This is a genomic window from Hungatella sp., from assembly GCF_046966825.1.
The window spans coordinates 1-12350 of sequence record NZ_JBKVCZ010000021.1; the positions used below are offsets into that span (position 1 = coordinate 1).

Sequence of the window (12350 nt, forward strand, 5' to 3'; positions counted from 1 at the left end):
GCATGAGCCTGGAGGGGTACTGATTTATGGTATTCCGGAGTTCCGACTGCCAAAAGACACGGTTGTGAGGACGGAAATCGAGAATGTAAAAAAACTGGGAGTGAAGCTGGAGACAGATGTTGTAATCGGAAAGTCCGTAACCATTGATGAGCTGATAGATGAAGAGGGTTTTGACGCGGTTTTCATTGGTTCAGGAGCAGGACTTCCAAAATTCATGGGAATTCCAGGTGAAAATGCCAACGGTGTATTTTCGGCAAATGAATATCTGACCAGAAGTAACCTGATGAAGGCGTTCCGGAATGACTATGACACCCCGATTGCGGCTGGCAGGAAAGTTGCAGTGGTAGGCGGTGGAAATGTTGCAATGGATGCAGCCCGGACAGCGCTCCGCCTGGGGGCAGAGGTACATATCGTATACCGCAGAAGCGAGGCAGAACTTCCTGCCCGTATAGAAGAAGTCCATCATGCCAAGGAAGAAGGAATTATCTTCAACCTGCTGACAAATCCGGTTGAAATCCTGACCAATGAGGATGGCTGGGTGAAGGGAATGGTCGTCCGCAGGATGGAACTGGGCGAAGCGGACGCTTCCGGCAGGAGGAGGCCGGTCGAGGTCGATGGTTCTGATGATACCATTGAGGTTGACACGGTCATCATGTCCCTTGGAACATCCCCGAATCCGCTTATTTCCACCACCACAAAAGGATTGGAAACCAATAAGTGGAAATGTATCGTGGCAGATGAGAAAGATGGGCAGACATCCAGGCCGGGAGTCTTCGCAGGCGGTGACGCAGTGACCGGAGCAGCAACGGTAATTCTTGCCATGGAAGCCGGACGTGCCGGGGCAAGAGGCATTGACAATTATCTGAAGAAAGAATGATGATGAGATTGAGGGATAAGAAACCAAGGATCATAGTTTCCTTCCATACGACGGCAGACGCAATCCTGATGGAGCGTCTGTGCAAAGCAGACTCTGTTCCGGGACGGCTGATACCGGTTCCCAGGGAAATATCGTCAGGCTGCGGGCTTGCCTGGTGCTCAGAACCAGACGAGGAGAAACGTCTGAGAATAGTCATGAAACAGGCAGGTATATCTGAGAAGCAGTTGGTGCTTCTCGGAGTGGCATAAGAGGTGGAACAATGATTTATCTTGATAATGCGGCGACTACGTTGCACAAACCGGAGGAAGTAATTGAAGCGGTGGCGAATGCCATGAGACATATGGGAAACCCTGGACGTGGCGCCCATGATGTGTCTTTGAGCGCGGCACGCATGGTCTACGAAACACGTGAGCGGTTATCAAAGCTATTTCACGCAGATGGAGCTGAATGCGTTGCTTTTACGGCTAATTCCACTATGAGCCTGAATATCGCCATCCAAGGGCTGCTCAAGCCGGGGGACCATGTGATCACAACAGCCATGGAGCATAATTCAGTCCTGAGGCCATTATATCTCATGCAGGATAAGGGCGTGGAACTGACCATTATTCCAGCTGATTTAAAAGGGAATATTCGATATGAGGACATGGAACAGTCAGTCAAGGAAAATACCCGGGCTGTCATCTGCACGCACGCCTCGAATCTGACAGGCAACATGATTGATTTGGTTCGGGTCGGAAACATATGTGCTGCCCACAACCTGCTTTTTATGGTTGACGCTTCTCAGACTGCAGGCATTTTCCCGATTGATATGAAGCATATGAATATCGATGTGCTGTGCTTTACGGGTCATAAGGGGCTGATGGGACCTCAGGGTACTGGCGGGATATGTTTAAAGAAAAATGTGCTTATCCGCCCGCTTCTTGTGGGAGGAAGCGGTGTGGACAGTTATTCCATGACCCACCCGGAAGCTATGCCGACGGCTTTGGAAGCGGGAACCTTGAATACCCATGGGATAGCGGGACTGCATGCGGCGCTGAGTTATATTGATAAGCATGGAATGGACAATCTAAGAAAAAAAGAAATGTGGATGATGTGGGAATTTTATAGGGGGGTCAATCAACTTCCGGGAGTCACCGTATACGGTGATTTTAAAGTTGAGCAGAGGGCGCCGATTGTAACAATTAATATCCACGACTTTGACTCAGGGGAAGTGGCAGATGAATTGTTTATGAATTATGGAATCCATGTCAGGGCCGGTGTGCACTGTGCTCCACTAATACATAAGGCACTGGGAACACAGGGGCAGGGAGCTGTGAGATTCAGTTTTTCACATATGAATACGATGAAAGAAGTGAAACAGGCTGTTTCGTCCGTAGGAGAAATTGCAAAGACACTTTGATGATGTATTATGAAGACGTTTTCTAATTGACCGCTAAAGCAGCCGGTCAATCAGGGCGGTTTAAGGGCGTACAGGCGTAGCCACGGATCGTAGACAACCTTATGACGGATGCGCTTGCGATAGCAGCACAGATGAATAAAAAGTGATTACCCCGGAAGTCATCCTAACGGCGGTGAGAATTAGAACCTTGTTTAAAGCACAGCCTCCATGCCGGCCGGTATGGGGGCTGTGCTTATATCTCTGAAAACAGAAGTAAAAAATTGAAATACCTCATATGCAGAAACGGTCATGCTGCTGGAAAATCGAGCGTTTTGTATTTAGATTGACTGACTATATATAAAATGGTAATATGGTATTATAGGACAATGATATGGAAAATGTCGGGAAAGCGAAGTGATTAATGGCTGGCCGGAGCGCGTTTGACGATTTATTTCCGGTGCCTCTGCCGGGCAGGCTTTCAATCTGGGTGTTAAAATCAAACGAGAAGGATATCAATATGAGAGATTCAAAAAGGCGTAACGTGGTGTTTATATTGTCGGATGATCAAGGAGCTTGGGCGATGAGATGCGCGGGGAATTCAGACATTGAAACCCCTAATTTGGATTATCTGGCATCTCAGGGGGTTCGATACGATAACTTTTTTTGTGTCTGTCCGGTATGCTCACCGGCCAGAGCTTCCATAATGACAGGGCTGATACCATCACAGCACGGCGTACACGACTGGATCTGTTCGGGTAATCTGGACAGAAGTATGTTGGGGGAGCACGAAGCGGATAAACGTTTTCAAAAAGAAACAACAGCGATCCCATATTTGGATGGCATGCTTACTTATACGGATATTCTCCAAAAGAAAGGCTACCGCTGCGCGCTGTCCGGCAAATGGCATTTAGGCGACAGCATGAATCCGCAGCATGGCTTTTCTAAGTGGTTTACGATTGGAAGGGGAGGATGCGGCTATTATACTCCGGACGTAATCGAAAATCAAAGACTGTATTTTGAATCCGGATATATTACCGATATTATCACGGATAAGGCGTTGGAATACATGAGCGAGCTAAGGAAAGAAGACGAACCCTATTATATCAGTATTCACTATACGGCGCCGCATTCCCCGTGGGAGGAGGCGCCGCATCCTGGGAAATATCTTGACTTATACAGGGATTGCGGATTCCATGCCACTCCGGATCTTCCGCTGCACCCCAATCAGAAGCCTACGGCGCCGAGCGGAACAGGAGAGCGAAGAAAAGAACTCCTGCGCGGTTATTACGCGGCGATTACGGCAATGGACAATAATATTGGGAGAATCATCGATGATTTAAAAAGCGCGGGGGAGTGGGAGAGGACGATCGTTGTGTTCACCTCAGATAACGGCATGAATATGGGACATCATGGGATATGGGGAAAGGGGAACGGAACCTTTCCGTTCAATATGTATGATACGGCCGTGAAGGTTCCTTTTATTATTCGGGTTCCGGATACACAGCCGCAGAGCCATGTGTCAGAAGCGATGCACAGCCACTATGACTGGATTCATACCATCACGGAGCTTTTGGAAATAGATTTTCAGCCGGAGCGGAAGATGCCGGGCAAAAGCTTTGCAAAAGAGCTGCTTGGCGTTCAGGCAGCCAAAGAGCAGGGATCGGTGGTAGTCTATGATGAATATGGGGCCAATCGGATGATTCGGACAAAAGAATGGAAGTATATCCGAAGATATCCGTATGGGGAGGATGAGTTATATCATCTGACGGAGGATCCGGGGGAACAATATAACCTGATTATGGATAAGCAGTACGCTGAAATCAGAGAACAGTTAAATCATCAGCTAAGCACATGGTTTTATACCTACGCGGATCCAGCGGTGGATGGAACCCGTGAAAGCGTGCGGGGCTATGGCCAGATGTGCAGAGCGGGTATCTACAGCGAAGGGAAAGAACCGTATTGTCAGAGTAAGCAAGCATAAAAATCATATAGCTTTGTAAACTGTCCCGAGCGGATGGCAGGGATTATGAAAAGCTCAAAGAGACAGGATAATCGGGCTGCTGAATGGCTGCGGGTATCCGCAGAAATATACGACGTGGAAAATAATGACGATTTCCCGATACGAGGAGGGGACGGAACCTTAATATAGAGGGAAAACCCATCAAAATAGGCTGAAAAATATTGGATATCGACTTTTCGTGAAAAACCCGCTGGCGATTGCGCCCTTGAACGAATGGGTTATTCATGTTACCGTTAATTTACAATTCAACCTATCAGGGGAGGGAAATGCAAATGAAAAAACAAAACTTTTGAAATCCGTGTGTAGTCTGCTGCTGGCTGGAAGTATGGCGTGCGGACTGACTGGCTGCGCATCTGATGCGGGCCAAACGGCGGGACAGGCCAGTGAAAAGCAGGGGGATAGTAAAGAAAGCGCCGGGACTGGCGGCGAGACAGTCCAGACAACCGAAGCGGCAGGATCAACCTCTTTTACCTACTGGCTTCCGATCCATGCGCAGACCGCTCAGGTAGTGACGGATTTAAACGACCATCCCGGAGCGAAGCGTCTGGAGGAGCAGACCGGAATTCTTGTGGATTATATGAGTCCGCCCGTGGGGCAGGAAAAAGAGCAGATGAATCTTTTGCTGGCGTCGGGAAAGAATCTGCCGGATCTTATCAAGTTCGATTTCGCCAAAGACTACCGGGGCGGAGTGGAGGCGGCGATAGCCGACGGAGTCTTGATGGATGCCACGAAGCTCATTGAAGAACATGCCCCTAACTTCATGGCAAGAATCAACGCCAAGGAGGAGTTAAAGAAGGGGGCTTATTCTGACGCGGGCGTCATTGTGAAGTTCGGCGCAACGCTTTTGCCGGACGAAACTCCGGTTTACGTCAAGCAGGGTCCCATGATCAATAAAACGCTGCTGGATCAGGCAGGGCTGGATATCCCGGTCACGATAGCGGACTGGGAGGAGATGCTGGCGGCCTTTAAGGAGATGGATGTGATCCCCTTCAGCTTTGGCTGCGATAATAACTTTGCTGGACTATTCGGCGCATTTTCAGGCGCCTATGGGGTTCCGGCCGGTTCGAGATTTTTGAATGAAAATGGAGTTGTTAAATTTGGACCGATGCAGGATGGCTATAAGGACTTTTTGCAGCTGTTTCATAAGTGGTATCAAAATGGCTGGCTGGATCCTGACTTTTTATCCAAGCAGCAGAATAAGGATATCAAGCCGGAATTTGAAGCCGGGGAGCTTGCCTCGGGAACCATTCATATTGATAGTATCGAATCAGCTCCGGTTACTTCCGCTAAGATGAACCATGAAAAGGTAGATGCTATGCCCGTGCCGTATCCGGTATTGAACGAAGGGGATCAGCTGCATTTCCGACACCGGTTAAAACAATTTAATCAGACGCCCAGCTATATCAGCGCCCAGGCGGAGGATCCGGTTGCAATCATCAAATGGATGGACTATCTGTACAGTGACAAGGGACAGACGGAGACTTTCTGGGGCTGCAAAGGTGATGACAGGTATGAGGATACCTATTATATCGATGAAAATGGGGAACTGCAGTTTACTGATTTTATCACCAAGAATCCGGATGGACTGGCCCCTTCGCAGGCATTAAGACGGTATATATTTAAGGATGTCGTGGTTGCCTGGTCCGAAGGCTCCAGCGAAGCTGTGGTAGACGGCTGCCGGATATGGGAGGCCAGCGCGGATTGTGAATATGAAATGCCGGAAACCCTGACATTATCCTTGGAGGAAAATGACGAGTATAGTAAGCTGATGGGTGATATTGAAACCTATGTCAATGAAAAGTCCGCCAAATTTATTATGGGAATTGAACCGCTGGACCAGTTTGACAATTTCAGGCAGACATTGTTAAAAATGAACATCGAGCGTGTGACGGAGATTCGGCAAGCGGCCCTGGACCGCTATCTGGTAAGATAATGGAGGATTATGATGAAAAAAATAATGATTGACTCAAAAAGCTTTGACGGCTATCCGCTCCAGGATTTTTCCTATGGCATGAACCGCATTCTGGAGACGTGTGAAGATCATGTTGAATTGCGTATCGGTATCCGGGAATGCGAACTTAGAACTGCCTATGCCCATGAAGAGTTCTGCTTTATGTCCAACAATGATTACGGCCTTAAGCAGATTGCGTTTCCCATCATTGGAAAAAAGGACCTTGTGATTGATGGGCAGGGCGCAAAACTCCAGTGTATAGGAAGAATCCTTCCATTTATGATTTCCGGCTGCGAACAGGTTGTGATAAAAAATTTCACCATTGACTATCCTCGCCCTTTCTTTTCCCAGGGCGAGGTGGTCCGGTCTGCGAAGGGTGAAGTGGTGATAAAAATTGACAAGGAGAAATACCCTTACCGTATCAGGGATACCGTCGTAACGTTTTACGGTGAAGACTATGAAAGCAGCTATCTGCATGGTTTGCTGGAGTTTTCCGGGGAGGAAAGGCGTCCGTCGTCATGTGCGGTGGATGTCGGCGCCGGACAGCATATGGTGGCGGAGGAACTGGAAGAAGGGGTATTGTGTATCAAAAACTCCATGAGGCAGCTGCCAAAGGTCGGCTCCATTCTGACAATTAAGCACGAGAAACGATATGTCCCCGCGATATTTATCAACCAGTGCAGGGATATCCGGCTGGAAAACATAACGATCCGGCATGCGGGCACCATGGGAGTGATTGCGCAGAACAGCGATCAGATTACGATTGACCATATGACGGTCAGCCCGGACCCGGAGTCAGGAAGAATGATTTCCGCTAACGCGGATGCTCTGCATTTTGTTAGCTGCACTGGCCGGATTCTGATCGAAAACAGCCTGTTTGAGAATCAGCTGGATGATATCTTCAATGTACATGGGAATTATTTCAGAATTCATAAGGTGGTCCATGATTCCGCGGTCATAGCGGAGATTCCGCACAGGCAGCAGGCAGGTGTTTTTGGGCTGAAAAAGGGCGATCAGGTATGGATTTGCAAAGCGGTCACGATGAGGCGGCAGATAATGGCCGTTTTAAAAGAAATCCGGATTATAAATAAAAAATTCTGTGAGATCGTCTTTGAGCAGCCTGTCATGCTGGATGGACAGGAAACCTGGTGTCTGGAAAACGCCGGCGCATATCCCGAAGTGCTTTTCAGAAACAACGAAGGAGGACGCAATCGCGCGCGCGGGCTCTTACTGACGTCAGCAGGCAAAACAGTCATCGAGAATAACAGGCTGGATTGTGAGGGCGCGGTCATAAAAATCAGCGGAGATATGAATAACTGGTTTGAATCCGGCGGCACCTCCTGTATCATAATCCGCAATAATACCATGAAGAGGCATAATCAGAAGGTCTGGGGAAAGGCCATCATAGATATTGACCCGGAGATGGCGGAGTTGGAAGAAAACTATTATTATCATAAACATATCGTGATAGAGAACAATACGATAGAAACCGGGGACAGGCCTGTATTTTATGGGCAAAGCGTGGAGCATCTGGAATTGAAGGATAACCTCATCATCAGTGACCAGCTTTCGTCGGAAGAGGATATCAAATCACAGATGAGGCAGACGAAGGAGTTTGTTGTGAACGGAAACCAGATAAGGAGAGCGCAGCCATGAAAAAACGGCCAAATATACTTATCATTTTAGCGGATCAGTATCGGTATGACGCGATTGGCGCAGTCTCCCCCTATATGATTACGCCGAATCTGGACAGGCTGGCTCACGAGGGCTGCCTGTTTTCCAGCGCGTATTCCAATAATCCGGTATGTATGCCAGCCAGGCACGACCTGCTGACAGGCCTGACGGGAAGACGGCATGGCTATTTCAGCAACTGCAAAAAACCGATTCGGGATTATGGACTGCCTACTTTGCCGCGTATCTTTTCAGAACATGGTTATCGGACTGCGTCCATCGGAAAAATGCATTTTTTCCCCGCGCGGGCGCACCATGGATACAGCGAGATGTACACGATGGAAGAAATCCCAAAGTGCAGGGAAGACGATGATTATGCCATGTACTTAAAGGAATGCGGAGAGGGAGAGGTGCAGAATATCCATGGGGTAAGGCCGCTGGCATACCATGAGCCGCAAAGGGCCCTGGTAAAGAGCGAACATTATGAAACCCGCTGGGTAGATGAAACAACCATTGACTGGCTGGATCGTAATGGAGAAAATCCGTTTCTGCTGTTCGTGGGCTATATTAAGCCCCACCCGCCATGGGATATCCCGGAGGAAGGAATATGAAGGAATTTATGAGAAAAGGGAGATTCCGGCGCCAATTCCAAGATCCAGAACCTATCCGGACTCCAATGACACCTGCGTCTGGTACGGAGACTTAGACACTCCGGAGCAAGTCCGCCGGATACAGGAGGCTTATTATACCTCATGCACCATGGTGGATGAGAGCGTCGGCAGGATTTTGGGCTATCTGGAAAAATCAGGGAAAATAGACGACACCATGGTGATATTTACCAGCGATCATGGAGAGATGCTGGGTGACAAAGGATTCTACAGTAAAGACCTCCCGTATGAAGGCTCTGTGCGCGTCCCATTGATTATCCGTTACCCGCAGGTGTTCGGAAGCGGAAAAAGGAGAGAGGATTTTGCCAGCCTGCTGGATATTTTCCCAACTTGCATGGAGCTGGCCGGCCTGCGTTATCCGCAGGGGGAAACCGTCCTGTCAGGCGGGTCTTTAGCGGATGAAGGAGCATGCGGAGAAAGAGAGATGATTACAGCCTCCAATGGCTTTTTGGGATTGAAAAGATGGGTTATGGCCAGGACGAAGGAATATAAATATATCTACCATTACAATGCGGGATATGAGGAGTTCTATGATTTAGCGGCTGATCCGGGCGAAACAGTGAACTGCATCGGACAAAGGAAGGACAGCGGGATTTACCGGAGGCTGCGTCAGAGAGCGCTGGAATATGAGAAAACCGAAGGCCCGGACGGATGCGTGGAGTCGGAAGATTTTGTGTCATTTCCAGGAGAAAGTCATACGGGCACCGAACATGGAAAATATCACCTGTGGTCCAATCAACAGTTTCAAACCTTTCAAAATTCAGATAAGCCGACCTACGGACAACGGTTTGTACACGAAATACAAACGGCAATGTGTCATAAAAAATGTCCGGGGGTCAATCAGGAGTGGCGCGCGGCGTTTAAAAAGCGGTTTGAGGAGCTGGCGGAATACGAAAACTGGGAAGAAGCCTTATTTGAGTCAGCGCAGGAAGGGAAAAAGGAATGAAAAAACCAAATATTTTATTTGCAATTGCAGATGACGCATCCCATTTTGGCATATATGGACATGCCTTTGTGGAGACCCCGTGTATAGACCGTCTGGCAGGGGAAGGGGTACTGTTTGATAACGCGTTTACGACAAATCCTAAGTGTGCGCCGTCCAGGGCGTCAATTTTGACCGGACGTCATACCTGGCAGCTGGAATCAGGCTGTACCCATTTTTGTGAATTTCCGGCAAATCAGATCCTGTATCCGGATCTGCTGGAGCAGCATGGATACCACGTGGGATTCACCGGAAAAGGCTGGGGACCGGGGGACTACCAGACATCCGGTTATCCCAGAAATCCCGCGGGCAATGAATACAATGAAAAAACACTGGTTCCGCCGGAGGGAAGCTGCATTTCCACGACGGATTACGCAGCCAATTTCCAGGTTTTTTTAAGGGACAGAAATCCCGGCCAGCCCTTTTATTTCTGGTACGGATGCAGGGAGCCGCACAGGAAATATACAGAGGGGGAAGGGATCCGGCACGGAAAGGCCCCGGGGCAGGTGGAGGTTCCTATTTATCTGCCGGACTGTGAGACAGTGAGGAATGATTACTGTGATTACGCGTTTGAGATAGACTGGTTTGACAGGCAGCTGGAAAAGATGATTCTTATGCTTAAGGAGATGGGGGAATATGAAAATACCATGATTGTGGTTACTTCAGACAACGGGTGTCCCTTTCCGCGCGTTAAGGGTCAGATGTATGAGGAGGATTTTCGTCTGCCTCTGTGCATCACATGGAAGAACGCGGCGCCTGGAAATCGCAGGGTGAAAGATATTGTCAGTTTTCTGGATTTTGCCCCCACTTTTTTAGAGATAGCGGGTATTCCCATCCCTGAGGTTTTTTCCGGCAAAAGCCTGACGGACATTTTATATTCGAATCAGGAGGGCGTCGTAAATATGGCGCGCAGCCGCGCCTTTATGGGAAGAGAGCGCCATGATATGGGACGTTATCAGGATACCGGCTATCCGGTCAGATGCATCCGGACGCCACAGTATTTATACATACACAATTATCATCCGATGGCCTGCCCCGCGGGCAATCCGGAGACAGGCTATCCGAATTGCGATCCGTCCCCCACCAAAAGAGAGATCCTGTACCGGCATGCGCAGGGAGATAACATCTATTACAACTTATCCTTTGGCCTTCGCCCGGAGGAGCAGTTATTTGATATCCTGAAAGATCCGGCCTGCATGGAAAATCTGGCTTATGAGGAGGGCTTTGGGGAGATACGAAAAGAATTATCTGAGGAGCTGGAGGCAGAATTGCGCCGTACATTGGATCCCAGGGCAGAGGGAAAGGGAGATATTTTTGACACGTACCGATACGTTGGAAACGCCCCCCATGCATGGTATCGGCTGGAAAGCAAGTATAAAGAATGGCTTAAGGAAGAAAGAGAGCGAAGATATGGGAAGACCTAATATATTATTTGTTATGACAGATGAGCAGAAATGGGATACTTTTGGCTTCAATAATCCGGCAGTGCATACGCCTCATTTAGATGAGCTGATGAAAGACAGTATTTTCTTTCAGAACGCATATTGCTCGAATCCATCCTGTATCCCTTCCAGAGCGGCGATTATGACAGGCAAATATCCGACGGTATGTCAGTGCCCGACCTATATCACCAGGCTTCCCGAAGGGGAAAAAACATTTATGACACTTCTGCAGGAAGCAGGGTACCATACGTCCGTGGTCGGAAAACAGCATTTTGCGCATTCCAAAATCAGACATGGCTATGATTATGAAAAAATAATAGACGGACATTCTCCCAAAGGAAACCCGGAAGAGATCGCTCCATATCTGGAATATTTGAAGGAGCACCAGGTGGAGCCAAAGACATGCAATGATCATTCCCTGATTATCGGAGGGAAATGGCTGGAGGATGAGCAGTACCATATTGATTCCTATGTGGGGCAGGAAGGAAAGAAAGTAGCTGGCATATTGCAGATCAGACCGCTTCAGGGAAGCCCTGGTTTTTTACGCTCTCATTTCCGGGACCGCATCAGCCATATGACGGAGAGGGGACTTCCTATGCGGACGGGTATCAACTGGAAGATATGAAGCTGCCGGAATCGGAGGAGGGGGACCTTGAGCAGAAGCCGCCGCATTATAAAAAGCTGAACCCGGCTGCCTATATTGGCCGGTATCCGGAAGAAGTGTTCAGGAAAACAAAACGTTCTTACTATGCGAACATGTCCCTGATCGACGATCAAGTAGGGCAGGCCATCCAGCTGCTCAGGCAGGAGGGCCTGTATGATCAGACCATGATTATTTACAGCACAGACCATGGGGATTTCATGGGGGACTTTGGCATGGTATCAAAGGCCCAATACCTGAGCGAAGGCCTGATGCATATCCCGCTGTTTGTGAAGCCGCCGGTTCCCGGGTTTAAGGGACGCGTCGTGGATGACTATGTGACCAATATTGATATTGCGTCTACCTGTCTGACTGTGGCCGGTGCGCCGGATAAAATCACGGCTGACATGGAAAACCATCCGTACAGCGACTATTGGACAAAAGAGCAGGTTGAGGCAAGACCCTATATTTATATGGAAGCGCATGATATGAAGGGGGTAATCGAGGATGGCATTAAGGTGGTATATTATGTGAACCGGCCTTATGGAGAACTGTATGATTTGAACCAGGACCCTATGGAACGCACCAATCTTTGGGCTGCGGAGGCTTTTGCGGCTTATAAGACGAAGGCATTGGGGAGAATCATTGATGAGATGTTCCGATTTTCACCGAAGTCATGGATGCGTTGGAATGTAAACGCTCCCAAGATATAAGAAAGGCA

10 protein-coding genes and 1 pseudogene are annotated in these 12350 nt (G+C 48.7%); all 11 read left to right on the forward strand.

Features of this window, described 5'->3' with window-relative positions; all coding sequences use genetic code 11:
- Positions 1–877: FAD-dependent oxidoreductase (locus ACLTD4_RS09010; RefSeq protein ID WP_412331247.1), on the forward strand; the 877-nt coding region annotated here is incomplete at its 5' end.
- An 8-nt stretch (positions 878–885) separates the two neighbouring features.
- Positions 886–1125, forward strand: a complete 240-nt coding sequence (locus ACLTD4_RS09015) for a DUF3343 domain-containing protein (RefSeq protein ID WP_278837098.1) — start codon at positions 886–888, stop codon at positions 1123–1125.
- A gap of 11 nt (positions 1126–1136) precedes the next feature.
- Entirely contained in the window at positions 1137–2276 is a 1140-nt protein-coding gene (locus ACLTD4_RS09020; RefSeq protein ID WP_278837065.1) for an aminotransferase class V-fold PLP-dependent enzyme, read from the forward strand.
- A gap of 496 nt (positions 2277–2772) precedes the next feature.
- Positions 2773–4236, forward strand: a complete 1464-nt coding sequence (locus tag ACLTD4_RS09025) for a sulfatase-like hydrolase/transferase (protein WP_278837063.1) — start codon at positions 2773–2775, stop codon at positions 4234–4236.
- 244 nt (positions 4237–4480) lie between these two features.
- Entirely contained in the window at positions 4481–6208 is a 1728-nt protein-coding gene (locus tag ACLTD4_RS09030; protein ID WP_278837062.1) for an extracellular solute-binding protein, read from the forward strand.
- Positions 6209–6217: 9 nt separating this feature from the next.
- The gene (locus tag ACLTD4_RS09035) at positions 6218–7882 is read left to right on the forward strand and encodes a hypothetical protein (RefSeq protein WP_278837061.1); all 1665 of its coding nucleotides are present in this window, start codon (positions 6218–6220) and stop codon (positions 7880–7882) included.
- Entirely contained in the window at positions 7879–8508 is a 630-nt protein-coding gene (locus tag ACLTD4_RS09040; protein ID WP_412331248.1) for a sulfatase-like hydrolase/transferase, read from the forward strand. Before ACLTD4_RS09035 ends, ACLTD4_RS09040 begins: the two co-directional genes overlap by 4 nt.
- Positions 8429–9511 carry a sulfatase gene (locus ACLTD4_RS09045; protein WP_412331249.1) on the forward strand — a complete coding sequence of 361 codons (1083 nt, stop codon included), beginning with the start codon at positions 8429–8431 and terminating at the stop codon, positions 9509–9511. Before ACLTD4_RS09040 ends, ACLTD4_RS09045 begins: the two co-directional genes overlap by 80 nt.
- A complete protein-coding gene (locus tag ACLTD4_RS09050) occupies positions 9508–10971 on the forward strand; it encodes a sulfatase (protein ID WP_278837057.1) in 1464 nt (487 codons plus the stop codon). The genes ACLTD4_RS09045 and ACLTD4_RS09050 overlap by 4 nt, the downstream gene beginning before the upstream one ends.
- A gap of 13 nt (positions 10972–10984) precedes the next feature.
- A pseudogene (locus ACLTD4_RS09055) lies at positions 10985–11260 on the forward strand (sulfatase-like hydrolase/transferase); the annotation flags it as partial.
- A 233-nt stretch (positions 11261–11493) separates the two neighbouring features.
- Positions 11494–12342 (forward strand): sulfatase, encoded by an 849-nt coding sequence (locus ACLTD4_RS09060; protein WP_412331259.1) that lies wholly within the window; start codon positions 11494–11496, stop codon positions 12340–12342.
- Positions 12343–12350: the final 8 nt, after the last annotated feature.

Coding starts and splice junctions, on each gene's coding strand:
- ACLTD4_RS09020 (WP_278837065.1), top strand. CDS start 1,137: ATGATTTATCTTGATAATGCGGCGACTACGTTGCACAAACCGGAGGAA.
- ACLTD4_RS09025 (WP_278837063.1), top strand. CDS start 2,773: ATGAGAGATTCAAAAAGGCGTAACGTGGTGTTTATATTGTCGGATGAT.
- ACLTD4_RS09035 (WP_278837061.1), top strand. CDS start 6,218: ATGATGAAAAAAATAATGATTGACTCAAAAAGCTTTGACGGCTATCCG.
- ACLTD4_RS09040 (WP_412331248.1), top strand. CDS start 7,879: ATGAAAAAACGGCCAAATATACTTATCATTTTAGCGGATCAGTATCGG.
- ACLTD4_RS09045 (WP_412331249.1), top strand. CDS start 8,429: ATGGAGAAAATCCGTTTCTGCTGTTCGTGGGCTATATTAAGCCCCACC.
- ACLTD4_RS09050 (WP_278837057.1), top strand. CDS start 9,508: ATGAAAAAACCAAATATTTTATTTGCAATTGCAGATGACGCATCCCAT.